The organism is Pseudohalocynthiibacter sp. F2068 (assembly GCF_023015645.1).
In the GTDB taxonomy this organism is placed as follows: domain Bacteria; phylum Pseudomonadota; class Alphaproteobacteria; order Rhodobacterales; family Rhodobacteraceae; genus Pseudohalocynthiibacter; species Pseudohalocynthiibacter aestuariivivens.
In genome coordinates this window covers 84002-104984 of record NZ_JALKAK010000010.1, presented here as the reverse complement: position 1 = coordinate 104984, position 20983 = coordinate 84002, and the positions used below count along the sequence as shown (strand labels likewise).

General features: G+C 54.5%; 22 protein-coding genes. 14 read left to right on the top strand and 8 right to left on the bottom strand.

Annotated features, from left to right (window positions below):
- Positions 1-17 precede the first annotated feature (17 nt).
- The 4 genes from holA to MWU63_RS12810 form a co-directional block, all read right to left on the bottom strand.
- Positions 18-1040: a DNA polymerase III subunit delta gene (holA, locus tag MWU63_RS12825; RefSeq protein WP_213890219.1), complete on the bottom strand. Its 1023-nt coding sequence runs from the start codon at positions 1038-1040 to the stop codon at positions 18-20.
- A complete protein-coding gene (lptE, locus tag MWU63_RS12820) occupies positions 1037-1525 on the bottom strand; it encodes an LPS assembly lipoprotein LptE (RefSeq protein ID WP_213890218.1) in 489 nt (162 codons plus the stop codon). The genes holA and lptE overlap by 4 nt, the downstream gene beginning before the upstream one ends.
- Positions 1512-4073 carry a leucine--tRNA ligase gene (gene leuS / locus MWU63_RS12815; RefSeq protein WP_247078118.1) on the bottom strand — a complete coding sequence of 854 codons (2562 nt, stop codon included), beginning with the start codon at positions 4071-4073 and terminating at the stop codon, positions 1512-1514. The genes lptE and leuS overlap by 14 nt, the downstream gene beginning before the upstream one ends.
- A 74-nt stretch (positions 4074-4147) precedes the next feature.
- Positions 4148-4669, bottom strand: coding sequence for a DUF3576 domain-containing protein (locus MWU63_RS12810; RefSeq protein WP_247078108.1), 522 nt, complete (start codon positions 4667-4669; stop codon positions 4148-4150).
- Between the two features lie 162 nt (positions 4670-4831).
- On the opposite strand from MWU63_RS12810, the gene MWU63_RS12805 reads away from it, so the two are divergent.
- Positions 4832-5491 carry a YggS family pyridoxal phosphate-dependent enzyme gene (locus MWU63_RS12805; protein ID WP_213890215.1) on the top strand — a complete coding sequence of 220 codons (660 nt, stop codon included), beginning with the start codon at positions 4832-4834 and terminating at the stop codon, positions 5489-5491.
- An 11-nt stretch (positions 5492-5502) separates the two neighbouring features.
- Here the strand turns inward: MWU63_RS12805 and MWU63_RS12800 are convergent, their stop codons facing one another.
- Positions 5503-6000 (bottom strand): L,D-transpeptidase family protein, encoded by a 498-nt coding sequence (locus MWU63_RS12800; protein WP_213890214.1) that lies wholly within the window; start codon positions 5998-6000, stop codon positions 5503-5505.
- Positions 5997-7079, bottom strand: coding sequence for a GTP cyclohydrolase II (gene ribA, locus MWU63_RS12795; protein WP_247078107.1), 1083 nt, complete (start codon positions 7077-7079; stop codon positions 5997-5999). The genes MWU63_RS12800 and ribA overlap by 4 nt, the downstream gene beginning before the upstream one ends.
- A 163-nt stretch (positions 7080-7242) precedes the next feature.
- Here ribA and MWU63_RS12790 point away from each other — a divergent pair, with 163 nt between their 5' ends.
- From MWU63_RS12790 to MWU63_RS12745, 10 genes are all read left to right on the top strand, one after another.
- The gene (locus MWU63_RS12790) at positions 7243-7929 is read left to right on the top strand and encodes a response regulator transcription factor (protein WP_213890212.1); all 687 of its coding nucleotides are present in this window, start codon (positions 7243-7245) and stop codon (positions 7927-7929) included.
- Between the two features lie 692 nt (positions 7930-8621).
- Complete coding sequence (locus tag MWU63_RS12785; RefSeq protein ID WP_213890211.1) at positions 8622-9410, top strand: exodeoxyribonuclease III; 789 nt, start codon at positions 8622-8624, stop codon at positions 9408-9410.
- Between the two features lie 11 nt (positions 9411-9421).
- The gene (locus MWU63_RS12780) at positions 9422-10906 is read left to right on the top strand and encodes an FAD-binding oxidoreductase (RefSeq protein ID WP_213890210.1); all 1485 of its coding nucleotides are present in this window, start codon (positions 9422-9424) and stop codon (positions 10904-10906) included.
- On the top strand, positions 10903-11304 hold the full coding sequence (locus MWU63_RS12775) for a hypothetical protein (protein ID WP_213890209.1): 402 nt from the start codon (positions 10903-10905) through the stop codon (positions 11302-11304). The genes MWU63_RS12780 and MWU63_RS12775 overlap by 4 nt, the downstream gene beginning before the upstream one ends.
- Complete coding sequence (locus MWU63_RS12770; RefSeq protein ID WP_213890208.1) at positions 11305-12357, top strand: hypothetical protein; 1053 nt, start codon at positions 11305-11307, stop codon at positions 12355-12357. It abuts the gene before it with no gap.
- Complete coding sequence (locus tag MWU63_RS12765; protein WP_213890207.1) at positions 12347-12637, top strand: hypothetical protein; 291 nt, start codon at positions 12347-12349, stop codon at positions 12635-12637. The genes MWU63_RS12770 and MWU63_RS12765 overlap by 11 nt, the downstream gene beginning before the upstream one ends.
- A gap of 79 nt (positions 12638-12716) precedes the next feature.
- A complete protein-coding gene (gene trxA, locus MWU63_RS12760) occupies positions 12717-13625 on the top strand; it encodes a thioredoxin (RefSeq protein WP_213890206.1) in 909 nt (302 codons plus the stop codon).
- A 26-nt stretch (positions 13626-13651) separates the two neighbouring features.
- Entirely contained in the window at positions 13652-14290 is a 639-nt protein-coding gene (locus MWU63_RS12755) for an LON peptidase substrate-binding domain-containing protein (RefSeq protein WP_213890205.1), read from the top strand.
- Positions 14287-14469, top strand: coding sequence for a Trm112 family protein (locus MWU63_RS12750; protein ID WP_213890204.1), 183 nt, complete (start codon positions 14287-14289; stop codon positions 14467-14469). The genes MWU63_RS12755 and MWU63_RS12750 overlap by 4 nt, the downstream gene beginning before the upstream one ends.
- A 121-nt stretch (positions 14470-14590) precedes the next feature.
- Positions 14591-15067 (top strand): lytic transglycosylase domain-containing protein, encoded by a 477-nt coding sequence (locus MWU63_RS12745; RefSeq protein WP_213890203.1) that lies wholly within the window; start codon positions 14591-14593, stop codon positions 15065-15067.
- A 106-nt stretch (positions 15068-15173) separates the two neighbouring features.
- Here MWU63_RS12745 and MWU63_RS12740 read toward each other — a convergent pair whose 3' ends face one another.
- On the bottom strand, positions 15174-15839 hold the full coding sequence (locus MWU63_RS12740; RefSeq protein WP_213890202.1) for a hypothetical protein: 666 nt from the start codon (positions 15837-15839) through the stop codon (positions 15174-15176).
- 176 nt (positions 15840-16015) lie between these two features.
- Between MWU63_RS12740 and MWU63_RS12735 the strand changes: the two genes are divergently transcribed.
- Positions 16016-16942 carry an aminotransferase class IV gene (locus MWU63_RS12735; RefSeq protein ID WP_247078105.1) on the top strand — a complete coding sequence of 309 codons (927 nt, stop codon included), beginning with the start codon at positions 16016-16018 and terminating at the stop codon, positions 16940-16942.
- A gap of 98 nt (positions 16943-17040) precedes the next feature.
- On the opposite strand, the gene MWU63_RS12730 is transcribed toward MWU63_RS12735, so the two are convergent.
- Positions 17041-18303 (bottom strand): UbiH/UbiF/VisC/COQ6 family ubiquinone biosynthesis hydroxylase, encoded by a 1263-nt coding sequence (locus MWU63_RS12730; protein ID WP_213890200.1) that lies wholly within the window; start codon positions 18301-18303, stop codon positions 17041-17043.
- Between the two features lie 45 nt (positions 18304-18348).
- On the opposite strand from MWU63_RS12730, the gene MWU63_RS12725 reads away from it, so the two are divergent.
- Together MWU63_RS12725 and MWU63_RS12720 are read left to right on the top strand one after the other, a co-directional pair.
- Positions 18349-19680, top strand: a complete 1332-nt coding sequence (locus tag MWU63_RS12725; protein WP_213890199.1) for an amidase family protein — start codon at positions 18349-18351, stop codon at positions 19678-19680.
- 117 nt (positions 19681-19797) lie between these two features.
- Positions 19798-20979: an aminotransferase class I/II-fold pyridoxal phosphate-dependent enzyme gene (locus tag MWU63_RS12720; protein ID WP_213890305.1), complete on the top strand. Its 1182-nt coding sequence runs from the start codon at positions 19798-19800 to the stop codon at positions 20977-20979.
- Positions 20980-20983 lie beyond the last annotated feature (4 nt).

The following is a 20983-nucleotide window of genomic DNA, read 5'->3' as shown; positions in this document are numbered from 1 at the left end:
AATTCCTGTTCCGTGAGTTACCGCCGTGCAAGCATCGACAGGCGTATGAGTGTGCGTTCCATCAGGGCCATGGCCGGGGCCTGACTGGTCGAGCGAAGCTGTAAATCCGTATCGGTCAGCATTGTTAGTGCCTGCTCCAGCTTATACATGCCCCATCCCTGCGCTTGTCGCAGCATCCGGTCCCGACGCGCCCCAAATACAGGTGGGCGCAGGCGCCCGATTCCAGCAGCGGGGCCGCCGGGGTCCGAGGCCGCAACATAGAGCTGGCGAAAATGGCGTGTCGCCCCGATGCAAAGGCCAACAGGCTGTGTGCCCTGACTGACGAGCCGCGCCATGATCGGGCCAATTTCGGGTGTGCGCGCTTCGGCCACGATATTCAGGACGTCATCAAGCGCCGCTTCGGTTGAGGTTGGCGCCACCGCCGCAACATCTTCAGGTGTTACCGGGCTAGTGTCACCCAGCTTGTAAAGGCCAAGCTTTTCGACCGTTTGACGAAAATCCCCCGGGTCCACGCTGCGCGACAATGCCTCAAGCGCGCCCATTGCATCGCGATCAAGGTCCTGAACTCCGGCACGCTTTAGGGTTGCCTCTATTTCATCACGCGAGGGCGGATCGTCATAGATGCCAACAGCGAAAGCATTGTTGTGAGATTCAAACAGTTTACGCAGTGCTGAGCGTGCAGTGATTTGTCTGGCTGTTACGATTATCTGTGCGTCACCGGTCTGCCAGTCTGCAAAAGCCATGCTGATTTGCGGCGCATTCGCATCGCCTGCGTCTTCTACAAAGGCTACACGCGGCCCCGGGAAAAAACTCTGGGCCTTTACGGCATCAAGCAAAAGAGCCGGGTCTTTGCGCAGTTCCGCCCCGGGAATTCGGCTCAGCCGCATCTCTTCATCGCCGTTTGGGCCGATCAGCGCGGCGATTACTTCCTGACGCTTTAGCGCAACGCGCATCGCATCTGCGCCATAGATCAACAGGCCGGTGCGGTTCGGGTCCGGTTTTGCGAAATACTGGTTCGCATCGCGGCCCGTCAGTTTCATCCTGCCCAGGCCCCGGATGTTGCAAGAAGACGTGCCACTATCTGATCCGCCAATATGACCATCAACCGGTCATTGGCATCGCGCTCAGCGGTCTGGGTGCTGACCGTGGTCCCCGTGGCAGAGTAACCTGTGAAATTGTCGACACGACCGCTTGTCAGAACGTTTTCCGTCCCAAACTCGCGCAGCGTAAAGTTGATTTCACCAATCAGATTGTAGCGGTTGATGACTTGTGTCGAGGAAATTGCCAGCTCGTCGGTCGTTACAGTGACCACATAGCTTAGCTCATAGCGCGGTGCCTGTGGTTGCCCAAGGCGTTGTTCCAGCCGCCGAACAAGCTCAAAGCTATTGCGATCAGACGGCGCCATGACCTCAATCGCGCCATCCAGTTCGCGGGCAGGGCCTTGCGGCCCGTACACCGGCTGAAACTTGCAACCGGCAAGGGCTGCAAGACCTGTCAGAAAAAACCTGCGATCAGATAACAACATTAACAATGCGTCCCGGTACAATGATTAGCTTTTTAGGAGCGCCGCCATCCAGCGCCTTTTTGACAGCATCATTTGCCAGCACAAGTTTTTCAACCTCTTCCTTTGACATATCGACAGGCACGGCGATTTCTGACCGACGTTTCCCGTTGACCTGAATGGGTAGGGTCACAGTATCTTCAACCAGCATCGCCGGATCAGGCTTTGGCCAGGGAGCGTTCACAACAAGCCCCTCGCCCCCCTGACGCGCCCAGATATCTTCGGCCAGATGAGGGGTCATCGGCGACATAAGCTGCGCCAATGTCATGATCGCTGTTTTCTGTGCGGCGACCCCAGCCTTTGATTTAGCGATCGTGTTGGTAAATTCATAAAGCTTTGCGACAGCTTTATTAAAGGCGAAGCTTTCGATTCCTTCGGTCACGTCACGAATGGCGCGGTGGGTTGCGCGCGTCAGATCATCATCCCCGTTGCCCCCGTCATCAGCTGACATTTTGCTGATCCGATCACTTAGGGTCCAGACGCGACCCAAATGCTTATGCGTCGCTTCAGCCCCTGCTGCTGTCCATTCGACATCACGCTCTGGCGGGCTGTCAGACATCACGAACCAACGCGCCGTATCCGCCCCGTAAGATGAAATAATGTCATCCGGGTCCACCACGTTTTTCTTTGACTTTGACATCTTGGCAGAGGGTACGACTGTTATCTCCTCACCCGTGGCCCCCAAGCGTGCGCCGCTTTCGTGCCATTCGATATCTTCGGGCAGGTGATAAACCGGGCGATCCCTTTCATCGCGCGTTACGTAAATTTCATGCGTGACCATGCCTTGGGTGAACAGGGCATTGAACGGTTCAATCGCCTTGTCGGGCAAGTGTCCGGTGATGTTCATCGCGCGCGCAAAGAAGCGCGAGTAAAGCAGGTGCAAAATCGCGTGCTCGATCCCGCCGATGTATTGGTCAACATTCATCCAGTAATCCGCATCTGTCGCATCTGTCGGTGTCGTCGCCCGGGGCGAAGTGAATCGTGCGAAATACCAGCTTGAATCGACAAAGGTATCCATTGTGTCGGTTTCACGCTTTGCTGCTTTACCACAGGCAGGACATGCGCAGTCACGCCATGTTGGATGGCGGTCCAGTGGATTGCCGGGCAGATCAAAGGTGACATCGTCGGGCAATTCAACGGGCAGGTTTTCTTTCTTTTCAGGAACCACACCGCAGTCTTCACAATGCACCACAGGGATCGGGCAACCCCAATACCGCTGACGGGAAAGCCCCCAGTCGCGCAGACGATAGTTGGTAACACCTTTGCCCCAACCTTTTTCTTCGGCCCAGTCAATCGTCGCGTCAATCGCCTCTTGTCCGGTGGCGATATCCAAACCGGCGAAATGGTTAACCCATTTGACACGTTCAGTTTTGGGAGGGACAAAGGCAAGGTCTGCGACCGGGGTGTCATCATCAAGCGCAAAGAAGGTATCAACGACCGGCAGGTCGTATTTGCGGCTGAAATCAAGATCGCGCTGGTCATGTGCAGGACAGCCAAAGATTGCCCCGGTGCCATAATCCATAAGGATGAAATTAGCGACCCAGACCGGCAATTCCCAACTGTCGTCAAGTGGGTGTTTCACCCGAAGACCGGTGTCAAAACCCTTCTTTTCGGCCTTTTCCATGTCAGCTTCGGATGTCCCCATCCGGCGACATTCGGCGTTAAAGGCCGCGAGGTCTGCATTTTCAGCCTCGAGCGCACGCGCGAGCGGATGATCGGGCGAAATCCCGATGAAATTCGCACCCAACAGTGTGTCAGGCCGGGTTGTGTAAACCTCGACCGAGTCAAAACTGCCCGCAGGTTCAGTCAGGTTAAAAGAAAACTGCAAACCGCGTGATTTACCAATCCAGTTGGCCTGCATCGTACGGACTTTTTCAGGCCAGTTGTGCAACCCGTCAAGCGCCTCAAGCAGTTCTTCGGAGTAGTCGCTGATCTTGAAAAACCATTGTGTCAGTTCACGGCGTTCCACAGGCGCGTTCGACCGCCAGCCTTTGCCGTCAATCACCTGTTCGTTCGCAAGTACCGTCATATCGACCGGGTCCCAGTTCACCACGGCGTTTTTGCGGTAGACCAGACCCTTTGCCATAAAGTCGATGAACATCGCCTGCTGCTGGCCGTAGTATTCCGGGTCACAAGTCGCAAATTCACGCGACCAGTCGATAGACAAGCCAAGCGGTTTCATCTGCGCGCGCATATCGGCGATATTGCCATAGGTCCAAGTCTTGGGATGACCACCGATAGCCATAGCCGCGTTTTCTGCGGGCATTCCAAAGGCGTCCCACCCCATTGGGTGCAGCAAGCTGAAACCGGAGGCGATCTTAAAACGCGCAATCACGTCGCCCATGGTGTAGTTGCGCACGTGGCCCATGTGGATACGCCCGGAAGGGTAGGGAAACATCTCAAGCACATAGTATTTTGGCTTGCTTTCATCCCGGCGGGCTTTGAAAACATCTGCCTTGTCCCAGGCGGCTTGCCATTTTTGCTCGATGTCAGATGCGGTGTAGCGGGACATATTGATGGTCCTTCAAGTGGAAACGCCGAGCGCAAAGGGCCCGGCGTGGTCTTATTAAGTGTCGCGGACGAGGTCTAGAGCTTACCTTCCCGAATTCGCAGTTGTCGCGCGCGCGTCAGAATCGCGTCTTCGATGGCGCGCACCGTGTCGGGGTCGACCGCACGGCCACCACGGGTCTGCATCGCAACGTTAAGAGACCGCGCATCAAGCGCCGGATCGGTGATGTAAACGGTTGCGCGATAGGCCTGTCCACCGCCCGGCGGTGTGCCATACCCGGTCACAAAAACGCCTGTGAAAGGATCGGCAGCTTCGATCGGCAAAAAGTTCAGAACATCAAGCGAGGCGTTCCAGATGTATTTATTGACCTCAAGCGTGACATTCGGGTCCGCAGTATTGAAAATATCCCGGACAACCTTTCGAAGGTCTGTTCCGCCTTGAACACGGCTTCCGTCGGTCCTGCGGATGCTTTCAGGCCTGCTTTGCGTTTGCCCCTCGGCGCTGTCGGCGCCTGATGCGCGATCTCTGTTGCCACAAGCGGTAAGGGCTACAAGTGCCAGTACTGTAAAGCCAACCGTAATAAACCGTGTCGTTTTCATTAATATGCCCCGATCCTTCGTCACTACCCCTACTACCCAACGGTATTAAGACGGGCAAGGTATTTCAACATTTTCAGCATAGCGTCTCTGTGAAGTTTGATGTGCTCTTTTCTTTTTGTGCACTTTGGTGTTTGACAGACTAAGAACTGATCCGAGGTCTCTATGCCCCTTTCTGACATTATTTCCCGTATCCACAACGAAGAAGCCCGCGTTGGTCGCCCGGTGGGCAGCACTAGGCTGATTGCTGTTTCAAAGGTGCAACCTGACGCACGCGTTAAAGCGGTGCTTGACGAAGGCCACAGATTGTTTGGTGAAAACAAGGTGCAGGAAGCCGCGGGGAAGTGGCCCGCCTTCCGGGAACAATACGACGGGGTAGAGGTACACCTCCTTGGTCCCCTGCAAACCAACAAGGCGCGTCAGGCAATGGAGCTTTTTGAGGCAATCCATTCTCTGGATCGCCCAAAACTTGCGAATACGCTTGCGCGGCTGTCACAGGAACTCGGCCATTGTCCGGACCTGTTCATTCAGGTCAACACGGGAGAAGAGCAGCAAAAGGCTGGGGTCATGCCAGCGGATGCTGACGCTTTCATCCAGATGTGCCGCGATCTTGAATTGCCCGTTATCGGCCTCATGTGCATCCCCCCGGCGGATGAAGAACCAAGCCTGCATTTTGCCTTGCTGCGAAAAATAGCAGAGCGAAACGATCTGGCAGGGCTATCCATGGGCATGAGTGGCGATTTTGAGCGCGCGGTTGCATTGGGCGCTACCCACGTGCGCGTTGGCTCTGCGATCTTTGGCGAACGGGATTACGGCGAGAGCTGACTTTTGGGGCGTTAACCCCGAACAATCACGCGCGAACCCGGCTCTACCCGCGCTGTGATCCACAACAAATCCGACCTTGAAAATGCAATACAGCCTTCAGTCGGATAATGGGGCCGGCGCCATTGATGCAGGAAAATCGCTGACCCCCGCCCGGGGTCAGCAACAGGCCAGTTCCAGTCCGTGACCAGAACAATGTCGTAAAGCGGGTCTGCCCGGCACAGCCGCTCGTGGCTAGCACCGTAAGGCACCTGCACCATCTGATTATAATCAATGTCATCAACATCATCTGACCAGAGGTCAAAAGGCCGGATCGGACGCGCCCAGTTCGTGGGTTGTTCCACGCGATCAGGTCTGTAAAGCACAGCTTCGATGTGATGCGTCCCGGTTGGCGTTGCGCCGTCACCTTCGCGCTTGTCCGATGTCAGACCACCACGCCCGATAGAACAAGGAAAATACCGCCCTAAAAAACGCACTCCGCGCGGTGTAAGAACCAAATCGTGCGGGTTCACAGCAGATGCCCGGATTTTCGTGCCTTGGTGGCAAGATATGCCTTGTTATGGATGTTTTCGCCGACCTTTAAGGGAACGCGTTCTGTCACGACAATTCCTGTGTGTTCCATCATCGCGACCTTTTTGGGATTGTTCGTCATCAGCCGGACACTTAAAAACCCTAAGGTTTTCAGAATTTCTGCCCCGATCCGAAAATCCCGCTCGTCATCTTCAAAGCCCAGCCTGTGGTTTGCCTCAACCGTATCAAACCCCTGATCCTGCAAGGCGTAGGCGCGCATCTTATTGGCAAGCCCAATGCCGCGCCCTTCCTGATTGAGGTAAAGCAGCACGCCAGCGCCTTCTTCGCCCATCTGACGCAACGCACCACGCAGTTGCGGGCCACAGTCGCATTTCAGACTGCCGAGCAGATCACCGGTGAAACAGGCTGAATGCAGACGTGACAGAACCGGCACATCGCGGGGCGGCTGACCGATTTCGACGGCATAATGTTCCTCTGCTCCGTCCTCGGGGCGAAACACATGCAATCGTCCGGCCTCGGAGACTTCCAGAGGCAGGCGTGCGCTGATAACTGAATGAAGCGGGCTGGTGTCATGGAAACCCGAGCAGGCCTCGGCCAGGGGCACAGTGGTCAGATCGGTGACTTGCGACAGATCAGAAAGCTCAAGCACCAATGCGGCAGGTAACAGCCGCGCTGCTTTGGTCAGGTTGATCGCTGCACGATGTGCGGCCACATCACCACCCCGGTCGCATTCAAACGGCCCCTTCATCGGCATGCGTAAATCATCTGCCGGGTCTGCAAGCGCCTGTATCCAGCTAATCCCCGCGTCCTTTGGCAAAACAATGCGCGCAAGATCGCCGTCATAAACCTGCGCCTTCAGCGTTTCAGCGCGACGCGCCGTTACGGCCAGAACAGGCTTCCCGCCGAGCGCGCGGACATCAGCCAGTCGCGCGGCACTTAACGTTTCCGCCGCAAGTATCAGCGCCAGACGATCTGCAGATTGCAGAACAACAGGTACCCCCATCCGCAAATCGGCCCGCGCCCGCGCGATCAGTTCAGTGGTATTTGGGCGCAGCGCCATCGGGTATCCTTGTTACAAAATCACCGGCTCATTTAGTCGGCTTTGTCAGAATATGAAACATATTCCACGAAATAGACACGAGCGCGTGAATATATTGCAGCATATCTTGCGTATTCCTACAGTTGTGAACATCTGTTGGGCAACAGCAGAGGAACCAGAGACAATGAGCAACCTTAAAAAGATTCTTTTAGTCGATGATGACGACGATCTTCGCGAAGCGCTTTCAGAACAGCTTGTGATGACCGAAGACTTCGATGTTTTCGAAGCTGCAAACGGCACCGAGGCCATGCAAAAGGCCAAGGAAGCGATCTATGATCTGGTTATTCTTGACGTTGGCCTGCCTGACACAGATGGGCGCGAATTGTGCCGCCTGATGCGCAAACAGGGTGTGAAATGCCCGATTTTGATGCTGACGGGCCATGACAGCGATGCTGACACCATTCTTGGTTTGGATGCGGGTGCCAACGACTACGTCACCAAACCCTTCAAATTTCCGGTTCTTCTGGCACGCGTCCGTGCGCAACTGCGCCAGCATGAACAATCCGAAGACGCGGTCTTCCAGCTTGGGCCATATACTTTTAAGCCTGCAATGAAGATGCTGCTTGATGAAAACGAAAAGAAAATCCGCCTGACCGAAAAAGAGACGAATATCCTGAAATTCCTCTATCGTTCGACCGACGGTGTTGTGGCCCGTGATGTGCTCTTGCACGAGGTCTGGGGCTATAACGCAGGTGTTACGACCCATACGTTAGAGACACATATTTACCGTCTTCGCCAGAAAATAGAACCAGATCCGTCAAACGCTCGCCTTCTTGTGACCGAATCCGGGGGTTATCGTCTTATTGCGTGAACTCGCATTCTCGTCCCGGCGTCTGGGTTAAGACGCATTCCTCCCTGTTGGACTGACCCGGCTTTATGCCGGGTCTTTTTTTGGTGGGGGTGATGGTTTGGGAGTGTTGCGTATGGTGAAGCAGTGACTGCAATGAGCCCTAAGCGGCAGCCCGCGCCCGTGATGTTGCCGCTTTGTGCGATACTGGGTCGGCCATCCCAGCATTAGATCTAGAGGGTTACCAGATCGGCGAGCTTAGCCGCGATATTTGCCATCGATCTCACATCTCTGACTTCTGTTTGTCAGTGTAAAATGTATGCTGACGATACTTCATGCTTCACACTCCATCTTTCCAAAAAAGATTAAAGTGTTGCCGCCACCTGTTGAAACCGCAATTGTGCATTGCTGACGTTTAACCAAGGGTTCGCGATTCGGTTGCCGACAACGGTGCTACTGGGCCCAACGCGAGAAAAGCGTCTGATATCCAAATGCCCGTGCTTGGCACGGGCAGCGCCCGAACCGCGCCCACGGGGCGGGCGCTTTGCACCCTCCCCTCGGTTCGCCCTTACTTTTATCTCTGATACTCTCGCGAAAAAACTGCTCAATCTGCTTTCCATTGGTGTGATTGATCGCAATAACAAGTATGGAATTCCGGAACTAGCCGTGCGCCTCAAAGCGCCACATATTGAAATGAATGACGCGGAGAGCAGGACATGGCCTTTACCCTGGCAACATGGAACATCAATTCGGTTCGATTGCGTGAACCCATCGTGCTGAAACTGCTGGCCGAAGAAGCCCCTGATGTTCTTTGCCTGCAGGAATGCAAGTCCCCAGTTGATAAAATCCCGACCGAGGGATTCGCCGCAATTGGTTACAAGTACATGGTTGCGCGGGGCCAAAAGGGTTACAACGGTGTCGCGATCCTGTCGCGCCTTCCAATCACCGATGCAGGGTGCCATGATTTTGCGGGCCTTGGGCATGCCCGCTATGTTGCAGCAAAGCTCGAAAATGGTGTGACGATCCACAACCATTACATCCCGGCCGGGGGCGATGTACCGGACCGCGACGTGAACGAGAAATTTGGCCAGAAACTCGACTACCTGACAGAACTGCGTGACCATTTTCATGCGGACCCGCCAGCGCGCTCAATTCTGGTGGGTGATCTGAACATCGCACCGCGTGAAGATGACGTCTGGGACCACAAAAAATTACTTAAGGTGGTCAGCCACACGCCGATCGAGGTAGAGCATTTTGAGGAAACCCGCGATGCGGGCAAATGGGTCGATGTCACCCGCGCAGACATTCCCGATGGGCGGCTCTATAGCTGGTGGTCCTACCGCGCACGTGACTGGGACGAAGCAGACAAAGGCCGCCGCCTTGATCATGTCTGGGCCACGCCCGATATCGCGAACTCTGCCCATGGCAGCCGTATCTTCCGCCCGGCACGCGGTTGGGAGAAACCATCAGATCACGCGCCGGTATTTGCGACGTTTGATTTGTAAAAGGGGTCCGCATGGCAGGGTTTACAAGACGCGCATTATTGCTTGGCACAGGTGCAGCAATTGGCGTTGCAGGCACCCGTTACTTCACCGCGCAAAACCCCAGCCTCGATGGAACCAGATCACTTATCCCTGCTGGGGGCGAAAACACGCTGAACGACGCGAGCCTGCTGAGCGAAACCCCGATACACAAACATATCATACTGTCGGAGGATCCGGGCGAAGCCCTTGTTAACGCTATTCGTGCAGAATTACGCGAAGCAGCTTCTGAAAACCGCCCGGTCAATATCAGCGCTGCGCGTCATTCGATGGGCGGTCAGGCAATCCCGCGCGACGGACATGCGATTACCTATGACAGTGGGTTTCTTGAGCCCGATAGCGCCGCAAGTACCTACCGCGTTCACGCTGGGGGGCGCTGGTCACAGGTGATTGCGCAGCTTGATCCGCTGGGATTTTCCCCCAAGGTCATGCAATCCAACAATGATTTCGGCGTGGCCGCAACCTTTTGCGTGAATGCCCATGGCTGGCCCGTGACACATGGCCCGATGGGGGCAACCGTACGCGCCTTCAAAATGGTGCTTGCAGATGGCGAACTTGTCACCTGTTCACGATCCGAAAATGCCGATCTCTTCAATCTCACGATGGGGGGATATGGTTTAACCGGGGCCATCACAGAGATGGACGTTGATATGGTTCCAAACCTGCGGCTCGACCCGAGTTTTGAGGAATTTCCAGCCCGCGAGTTTGGCACGCGCTTTACCGAAGCGCTCGCTGATCCAAATGTAAACATGGCTTACGGGCGCCTGAATGTTGATCGCGCGCGGTTTTTTGAGGACGCGCTTATGATCACTTATCGCCCGTCCGGGGATCAATCTGACCTTCCTGCTGCCTCAGGCTCTGGCTTTCTGTCCAAAGCAGCGCGGCCCATCTTTCGCGCACAGCTTGGGAACGAGCGGATAAAGCGCGCGCGTTGGTGGACGGAGACGGATGTCGGCCCAATGTTCGCGGGCTCCACAACCCGCAACAATCTTATCAACGAACCTGTTATAACGCTGGATGACCGGGACCCGAACCGCACAGATATTCTGCACGAGTATTTCGTTTCGCCTGACCAGTTTGCTGAATTTATTACCACCTGCCAGGAGGTTATCCCCGCGTCCTATCAGGAATTTCTGAACATTACGCTGCGCTATGTCGATACGGATGCTGAAAGCCTTTTGTCCTATGCGCCGGTGCCGCGCATTGCTGCGGTTATGTTGTTCAGTCAGGAAATGACGGAACGGGCAGAGGCCGACATGGCCCGAATGACGCGCAATTTGATTGACCGGGTAACGGACATTAGCGGAACCTACTATTTGCCCTACCGCCTTCATGCTATTCCGTCACAACTGTTGCGCGCTTACCCGCGTGCGCCAGAGTTCGCTATCGCTAAACGTGCAATCGATCCGATGGCGCGCTATAGCAACAACATATGGGATACCTATCTGGAGGCCCTATGACCCTGCTTCGCAAGATTGCCATCGGCTATTTTATTGTCCTGCTCGGTGCGGCTGCGCTTAACTACATTCCTGGCCTTACGGACGATCAGGGTCTCGCATTTGGTGTCTTTGCACTTGATATTTTTGACGACAGTCTGCATCTCGCCTCCGCACTTTGGGCTTTGGCTGCTGCCATTGTATCGCATCGCGCCAGTCGAACGTTCCTTGTTCTGTTCGGTGTCCTGTACCTTGGGGATGGTGCACTCGGTCTTGTGACGGGTTCGGGCTATCTTGATTTCGGGATTTTCAACAACGGTATACTTGATTTGCCATTTGGGTTTAAGATTCTCGCAAACCTGCCGCATATTGCGTTGGGTGGATTTGCCCTTTTTGCGGGCTACAAACTGGATCGGAACTAAATGCGTTTGTTGGGAAAATTAATCGGGCGGAGTCTGCGTTTTCTGCTGATATTGGCTTTGATCCTGTTGGCGCCTGTCGGGTATATCGAAACGATGTGCCGTGGCGAGGTATCTGCTGAAAATTATCAGCCAATCCTGCCAGCGGACCAGCACCGCCCTGAATCAAGAACTTTGTTGACCTATCCGGAATGGTACATTGTACATGCCTATGACGACTATGCGAAAGTAATCGCAACGGGGGACCCGCATGATTTTGGCTACATCAGCAGTGTAACGGGGTTATGGAGTTCGCTTTGCGCGGTCTCGGAACAATCCGCATCACACGGCGGTTTTCCCTGGGAAACAAAACAGATGGTTTACACCATTGGTATAAGTTTTTCTGTCGAGCTGGCCTTTAAGGCGGCCTATGAGGAATCAATTGGCCGAATGTTTGCCGTATTACGCGGCCCGGAGCACAGCCCGCTCGACAGGCTTTCTGCGCAGCAGGCAGCCGATTACGCCAGGTTTTTGCAGCAGGTTCCCTGGCATCAATGGGATTTTGACCGCGACGCTGCGCAACTTGTAGCGGCGAATAGCCAAAGCCCACGTGACAAGGAACGCCGCGCAGCGCTTGGTATCGAATTTGCGGTGAAATCTGCCTATGCGGGTCTGATAGCACAGGCTGTCGAGAATATTGGCCCGGACGAGTTGACGATCCGCAGTATTGTGACCGGCCTGACCGAAGGGCAACTGGCTGGCATCGAAGGCGTGACTGTCATCGCCTCTCGTCCCGAGGGACTGGAAATCGAAACACCGCGCTATCGTGCCTTCACAAATATTCTTGCAGCTCTGGCGGCTTCTGGTGGTGAAATTGTTGAAATAGCGGGAAATGACGACATCTTGTTTACCGCGACGTCGAACAACCCGACGGCCCCCGGCGCAATCTTTAGCTTTGAACGGCAGGGCTATGGCGACTACCGCCATTTGATTTTTGTAAAACTGCCTGATCTTGCTGAAAGCTTGAACAACCTTGCCGCCAATGGTCTTACCCTTGAACACATCCATGACTATTAGGTGGCTGTTTGCGCTTGCTTTGGTGTTGCTTGGCTGGATCACGGTCATGGCGCTTGTGATGGTGTTCTCTGATGCCGCCCCGGCGGCCGTTGTGTTTTTTCCGTCCGAAGATTTTCTGAACCATGTTCCCGAAGGCACGTCGATCCTGTCGCGCACCTCGCTGACACTGATTCTTCAGGGCGAAACAACTGATTTCGGTCGCGCGCTCTATCAAGCGGGCGCGCTGTTTGTATTGCCAGCCGGGTTGACCGGTTGTCTGCCCTTGCCAAAACAGCCATGAACGCATCCAACCCTTGAACCGGCCCGCGCTTTGCGCCATCTAACAGCCAAAGCCCACCGCATTTAGGGAATGACGAAGAATGATCGAATTTGGCTCCGATACCGCCACGGCCCCCGCAGAAGACCTGATCAAGGAAACATCTGAAGCCACATTCATGGCCGATGTGATCGAGATGAGCAAAACCGTCCCGGTGATTGTCGATTTCTGGGCGCCCTGGTGTGGCCCTTGCAAAACGCTTGGCCCTGCGCTTGAGGCTGCCGTCACGGCCGCAGCGGGCAAGGTAAAGATGGTGAAGGTCAACGTGGATCAGAACCAGATGATTGCAGGCCAGTTGCAGGTGCAATCCATTCCAACGGTGTTTGCCTTCTGGGAGGGCAAACCCGTAGACGCCTTTCAGGGCGCACTGCCGCCTTCTGAAATTCAGGCCTTTGTCGACCGCACTGCCGACCTTGCAGGCGACGATGGTTTGGAAGAGGCGATTGCCGCCGCCGAAGAAATGCTGGCAGAGGGCGCGGCCATTGATGCTGCGCAAACCTTTGCCGCCATTTTGGAAGAAGACCCAAAAAGCGCAGCGGCCTATGGCGGCCTTGTCCGTGCGCATGTTGCTATTGAAGACCTTGATCAGGCCGAGGCGATTCTGAATGGCGCGCCTGCGGAAATCTCGACCAGCCCGGAACTGGAAGCCGCCCATGCGCAGCTTGAGCTTGCCAAGCAGGCCGCAGACGCTGGGCCAGTCGCTGAGTTACGGGCTGCCGTTGCTGCGGACGAGACGAACCTGCAGGCCCGCTATGACCTTGCCATCGCGCTCCATGCAAACGGAGAGGTCGAAGAGGCAGTTGCGGAATTGCTGGAGCTTTTCCGCCGCGACCGCGACTGGAATGATGGTGCCGCAAAGGCGCAGCTTTTCACAATCTTTGATGCTCTGACCCCAAAAGACCCCATCGCGCTGAATGGTCGTAGAAAACTCTCGTCGATGATCTTTGCGTAAACGCTGTTTCCAGCTAGGGTGTGTCTATGTTCTCAGTCGCTGATCTGCCAGACTCGCTGCCGATCTTCCCGCTACCCGGGGCCATCGTGCTGCCGCGGGCGCGCCTGCCGCTGCATATTTTTGAGCCGCGCTACCTCGCGATGATTGAAGACACGCTCAAGACGCCACATCGCCTGATCGGGCTGACCCAGCCGATCGGTACCGGCGAAGACCCACGCCTGCACGAAATTGGCTGTGCGGGGCGCGTCACGTCCTTCACAGAAACCGAAGACGGCCGTTACATGGTCACCCTTACGGGCATCGCACGTTTCCGCATTGGGAAAGAGCTTTCGGGCTTCACCCCGTATCGTCGTGCCGATGTTGAGTGGGGTGAATACACCCATGATCTGCATCGCAATGACCATGACGAAGGGTTTGATCGCACGCGTTTCCTTCCGGTGTTGCGCCGCTATCTCGAGACACAAGAGCTTTCGACAGACTGGGAAAGCCTGAAAGATGCCGAGGACGAGATGCTGATCAACGCACTTTCGATGCTTTGCCCGTTTGACCCCGAAGACAAACAAGCATTGCTAGAGGCCCAGACACTGACAGCCCGTCGTAAAACGCTGGTAACTTTGATTGAATTTTCCCTTTTGGGCGGTACTTCTGACGAGGTTATGCAATGAGCCACGAAGGAGAGTTTGACCGCAAAATGCTGGAAGCACTGGTCTGCCCCAAAACCCATAGCGTGCTTAGCTATGACGCGGAAAAGCAGGAACTGGTGTCCAAGGCCGCGCGGCTTGCCTTTCCCATCCGCAACGGCATTCCTGTGATGCTGGTGGATGAGGCGCGCAAGCTCGATTGACGTTGTCACCGCAAAAAGTTTTGAAAAAGAATAACTGGCAAACCCCCGCTTACCGGGCTGCGGCCACTTCCCCACGCTTCGCTGGCACGCTAACAATTTGAAAAACCTATCGGAGCATCCAATGCAAAACTTTCCCCGCCGTACCGTCCTTGCCCTTATTCTTGGGGGTCTTGCAGCGTGTGGCAGTAGCCAACCCTCTGATGTGGGTGTTGCGTCCCGTTCCGCAACGCCGCTCTATCCGAACGAAACGCCAGAGTTGCGCGCGCTCATCGAAAAATACGCTGCGATCTACGATGTGCCTGTCGATCTTGTGCACCGGGTTGTCATTCGCGAAAGCACCCACAACCCAGCGGCCCGGAATGGCCCCTATTACGGTCTTATGCAGATTTTGCCGCAAACCGCGCGGGGAATCGGATATGAGGGCACGGACGAAGGATTGATGGACGCCGAAACAAACCTGCGCTGGGGTGTCAAATACCTGCGCGGCGCATGGCTGTTGTCAGACGGCGACTATGACACAGCAGTAAGCTGGTACGCACGCGGCTATTACTATGAGGCCAAACGCCGTGGCATGCTGGAAGAAACCGGGCTGCGGTGAGTGGGTTTGAAGATGCGTACGATTCACAAGAAATTGTGAGTTCCGACAGACCTCTAGTCAGAGAATATTTGAAAAGCTTACGTTTGCGGATTTTTCTTTAATAATTTCAATGTAATGCACCACCAAAGTGCAAGATTTGAAGACATTCCGACGGCTCACCCCCATCTTCCGGTAAAGGACCAATCCATCCACAAGGAATACCGCCGGTTAAAAAGGCTTTGTACATTTGTTTAAACAAAGGTGATTGATCCATACCTGCGTAGCAAATTCCTTCAATTATACGAGAAATGTAGTTGTGGATTTCATTAAAAAAAACGTTAATTATTTCCTGAAAATTTTGTTCATCAACCACCACGCCTTCAAGAGTACTAGCTAGGAAACTCCGCACCTCGTTCCGACGAAATGAATCACTCACAATTTCAAAAAAGTTTCGACTGAAGTCATCGAATTTCGATCTAAAAACCCTGCCAAGGCGAAGCCTTTCCTCGTTTACTAAACCATTCTCATACTTGAGTCTGCCAGCTTCATCTTCCACAACTCCAACGAAGTATTGAAAAGGCCAGGGTTCTGGCAAATCCCAGATCTCCTGAGATGTCATCATTTCATGAGCTTTCTTCACATCTGTTAATACCGAGAAATACTCAGGTTTTTCCATTTGTTGGGCGTTTATGCCGATTGCTTTCAGAAAAATATCGTCTTTTAACAGAAGCTCGATTTGCTCTAAATCCCGTTTTTTGATCGCATCATCAACTTCAATGAAATCTAAAACCATCTACCAACCCAACAATTTTTGGAGTATCATCTGCTGGCGATAACAATCATAAATTGTGCAACTAATCAACGCAGTTCAGCAGTAGAAGGCTCGCGCTGAATAAACTGGTGACAACGCAACAAACTGGCTAAGACTTACCTGCCAGCAGTACCCAATACCGAACAGAAAAGACCACCATGACCGACGACAACCATACCACCCATGACGCCGAAGAAGACGCGCGCAACCGTGACATCAAGATTTATGTGAACGGTGAAATTCTCCACCGGGATGAAGCGAAGGTTTCCGTTTACGATTCAGGCTTTATGCTGGGCGATGGCATGTGGGAAGGGATGCGCCTTTACAACGGCACATGGGCGTTTTTCGATGAACATATGGATCGGTTGTTTGACAGTTGCAAAGCGGTATCGCTCGACATCGGGATGAACAGGGCAGGGGTTCTGGACGCGCTGACCCAAACGGCTGCTGCAAACAACATGACCCACGATGTGCATTGCCGCCTGATGGTGACGCGCGGGGTGAAGGTGAAACCGTTTCAGCACCCCAGCCTGTCACGCACCGGCCCGACCGTCGTGATCATCATGGAACATTCAAAACCCGCAACCAGCCTGCAGGCCAAAGGCATTCGTCTTGCCACCGTTCCGCAGGTGCGTGGCCTGCCAATGTCGCAGGACGCGAAATACAATTCCCATTCTAAGCTCAATTGCGTGATCGCCTGTCTTCAGGCTGAACAGGCTGGCGCGGACGAAGGGTTGATGTTGGACCCGCATGGGTTTGTGAACACCACCAACGCCTGCAATTTTTTCATCGTCCGCAAGGGCGAGGTTTGGACCTCGACCGGGGACTACTGCATGAATGGCGTCACCCGGCAAAAGGTGATCGACCTGTGCCGTGCAAATGACATTCTGGTTTTTGAAAAGAATTATTCCCTGTTTGAGGCTTACGGTGCGGACGAGGCGTTTTTGACCGGCACCTTTGGCGCACAAACGCCTGTCGCTGAAATTGATGGAAAACCGATTGGCACCCATTCGGGCATTGGGCCGGTGACGGCAAAACTTCAGGGGCTCTATCGCGCGCTTGTGGCTGCAAATACAGGCGGTTGAAACAAGCATTTTGCGGTCTGGAAAACTTGCAAGTTTTGCAAATCGGGCTTTTTTGACCGTTAAACTCTTTAAAGTTCGGGCCGAATCCTAACGCATCGTTAAACCTGACGTCCCTGTAAAAGCTTTGGCAGGTCCCCGGTAAGTCCGGCGGCCTCTCGGATAAACGTGCGCCGCAATCCGGGCATTGCGTTCACCGCGCCAAGCCCCAGATCGCGGGCGAATCTCAGGAATGCATTATCGTTTGAAAACAGTCTGTTAATGCTGTCTGTCGCGGCCACCAATGTTGCTGTATCCCAACGCCGCCATTGCTGGTAGCGGTCCAGTACGTCCACCGCGCCGAAATCTTCACCGCGTCTGCGCGCCTCGATCAGCACTTCCGCCAGAGCCCCGACATCCCGCAATCCAAGGTTCAGCCCTTGCCCCGCAATCGGATGCACCCCATGCGCCGCATCCCCGATCAGCGCCAGTCTGGGGGCCACAAAACTATCCGCAAGCGTCAGGTTCAGAGGGTAGGTAAAGCGTTGACCCGCAAGGGAAAATTTACCGAGGAAGCTGCCAAAGCGCGGCTTCAGAACCTCCAGATATTCGTCATCGCTTAGCGCCTGAATGCGTGCTGCGGCTTCGTGTGTTTCGCTCCAGACAATCGACACTTTGTTGCCCGGTAGTGGTAAAATCGCGAGCGGTCCGGGGGGCATAAAAAACTGATGCGCAATACCGTGGTGTGGCAGTTCATGCTCAATCGCGCAAACCAATGCGGTTTGGCCATAGTCTTTGCCGGTGCGTTTGATGCCAGCACGTTCTGCAGTGCCACTTTTTCGCCCGTCAGAACCAACGATAAGGCGGCCTTTCAGTTGCCTGCCGCTGGCGAGGGAAACCGACACTCTGGAGCCATCAACTTCTTGATTTATAACAGTTTCACCCGGCACATGCGTGATCCCTGGGTGGGCTTCCATCGCCTTTAAGAAGGCCGCATAGAGGAACCGGTCTTCCAGCATGAACCCCATTGGGCCTTCTTCGATTTCAGCATGATCGAAATGCAGCATCCAGGGGCTTGGCCCTTCGCCAGCGCGGCCATCGGTGATCTTGATTTCCAGAATTGGTTGTGCATTCGCAGAAACACCTGCCCAGACTCCAATTGCCGAAAGCAACCGCTGCGACGCAATCGCCAGCGCATACCCCCGCCCGTCAAACCCCGCATCTGCCCGCGCACCTGCGGGCTGCGCATCAATTACCGTGACAGAAAACCCCGCATCCGCCAGCGCCAGCGCCAGCGCCGGGCCGTTCAGCCCACCACCAACGATCAAAATATCCGAGTCATAGGTCATGCCCCTCAATATGGTCAGCGATGTGGGATTGTCCATGCGCTTCGGTGCCGCTACCGTCTGCACAAACAGGGAGGCGGCGATATGTCCAATGATTGGCTTAGAATGACGGCAGCGGAACTTGGCCGTGGGATTGGCGCGGGTGAAATTGATCCGGTTGCGCTGACGCAGACATATCTTGATGCGGTTAATGCGCATCCGATGACTGACCGTATCTATGCCCGCCTAACAGAGGAACGCGCGCTTGCCGAAGCGAAAGCAGCATCAGGGCGTGCAAAAATGGGTTTTCGGCTGGGCCCGCTCGACGGCGTTCCTGTTTCCTGGAAAGACCTTTTTGACACAGCGGGCGTTGCGACCGAAGCGGGCTCTGCCCTGCTTAAGGGCCGCGTCCCAGAGATTGATGCCGAGGTGCTGCGAAACGCAACCGCAGCAGGTCTTGTCTGCCTTGGAAAAACGCATATGTCCGAGCTCGCGTTTTCAGGTCTGGGTCTCAACCCAGTCACGGCCTCGTCGCCCTGTGTGAACGATGAGCAGGCCGTTTCCGGTGGCTCGTCTTCAGGGGCGGCAGCCTCTGTCGCATTTGGCTTGGCCCCTTGTGGAATTGGCTCTGATACGGGTGGATCAGTCAGGATACCTGCGGCTTGGAATGATCTGGTGGGTTTAAAGACCACGGCTGGCCGTGTGTCGTCAGATGGTGTTGTTCCGCTTTGTAAAACTTTCGATACTGTTGGGCCACTGTGTCGTTCTGTCGAAGATGCGGCGCTGATGCTGGCCGCACTGGAAGGTGGAAAAGCAGCTGATCTGACTGGTGCGAGCCTTAAGGGTACACGCCTCATGATACTAAAAACCGCAGCAATGGACGATCTGCGTGAAAAAGTCGCCGAAGGGTTTGAAGGCGCGGTCAACAAACTTAGTGCCGCCGGAGCAGAGATTGATCATGCCGAGATTCCAGAAGTGGCAGAGGCACTGGCTTTGTCCGCAGTTCTGTTCACGACGGAAGCCTACGCAGAGTGGCGCGACGTTATCGAAGCGAATCCAACATTGATGTTTGACGAAATACTGGAACGTTTCCGTGCGGGCGGCAGTTTTTCCGGCGTCGAATATTTACAGGCTCGTGAAAAGATGATGGCGCTGCGCGAAGTATATTTCGCAAAAACAGCAGGTTATGATGCTGTCATCCTGCCAACTTCGCCAATAATGCCACCGAATGCTGAAAGATTGCAAAGCGATCATGGTTACTATGTCACTGAAAACCTGCTCGCGTTACGCAACACACGGATTGGCAACCTAATGGGGGTGGCAGGTATCACGCTTCCAACTGGTGTGCCTTCGGTCGGAATAATGTTCCTGACCCCGCCCAATTCTGAAGAACGGCTGTTGCGCGTAGGTGCTGCTGCAGAGGCGGCGCTGGCTTAAATGCCACATAGGATAGACCCAAGCACATAATTTTGCGGCGTTTTTCTGGACCAGCAGCGTTCATCTTTGTATCCTTCTTTCAAACGGGGCGAAATGATCCCGATGTTTGAGGCAAAAATGATAGCTCCAGAGCGGTTTTCGAACCTGCCAGAATACGCATTCCCGCGATTGCGGAACCTGTTGGACGCGCATGCGCCCGGCGGTGACGTTTTGCATATGAGTATCGGAGAGCCGCAGCATGATTTTCCAGAGTGGGTGGGCGATGTCATCGCTGAAAATGCCCATGAATTCAGGAAATACCCACCGAATGATGGCTCGCCGGAATTGCTTAACGCGATCGCAGGTTGGATCAGCCGCCGTTACGGTGTTTCAGTCGCGCTTGATCGCCAGATCATGGCGCTGAATGGCACGCGTGAGGGTTTGTACAATGCCGCGATGGCGTTGTGCCCGGAAACCAAGGGCGGGAAGCAACCGGTATTTCTTATCCCGAACCCGTTTTATCAGGTTTATGCGGTCGCGGCGCTTTCTGTCGGTGCAGAGCCTGTTTTTGTGCCTGCCATTGCGGAAAACGGCTACTTGCCCGACTACGCCGGTTTGCCCGAGGACGTGCTTGAGCGGACGGCAATTGCCTATATCTGCTCGCCGGCGAACCCGCAGGGCGCAGTGGCAAGCCGTTCGTACTGGGCAGAACTTATTTCATTGGCTGAAAAACATGATTTCCAAATTTTTGCTGATGAATGTTACTCCGAGATTTATCGCAAAACTCCGCCAACGGGTGCGTTGCAAGTAGCAAGTGAACTTGGTGCTGACCCTGAAAGGGTTTTGATCTTTCACTCTCTTTCGAAACGTTCAAACCTACCGGGTTTACGATCCGGGTTTGTTGCGGGTGGGCCAGAAAGTATTCGCCTTATCAAACAACTTCGGGCTTATGCCGGTGCTCCGCTTCCACTGCCACTTCAACGCGCAGCAGAAAAGCTTTGGGCGGATGAAGAACATGTTGCTGAGAACCGCGCACTGTATCAGGCTAAGTTCGCGGTTGCTGACAAAATTTTTAAAGGTGTTAAGAATTATTTCGCACCTGAGGCTGGCTTTTTCCTTTGGCTTCAGGTGGATGACGGTGAAGAGGCGGCGCTTAAACTTTGGAAAGAAACCGGGGTCAGGGTGCTTCCTGGTGCGTATTTGAGCCGTACAGTTAACAATTATAATCCGGGTCAGGGCTACATCCGTGTCGCCATGGTGGCCCCAATACAAAAAATGCAGCACGGGCTGACGCAGCTACGTGACTGCCTCTACGGGTAAGGAC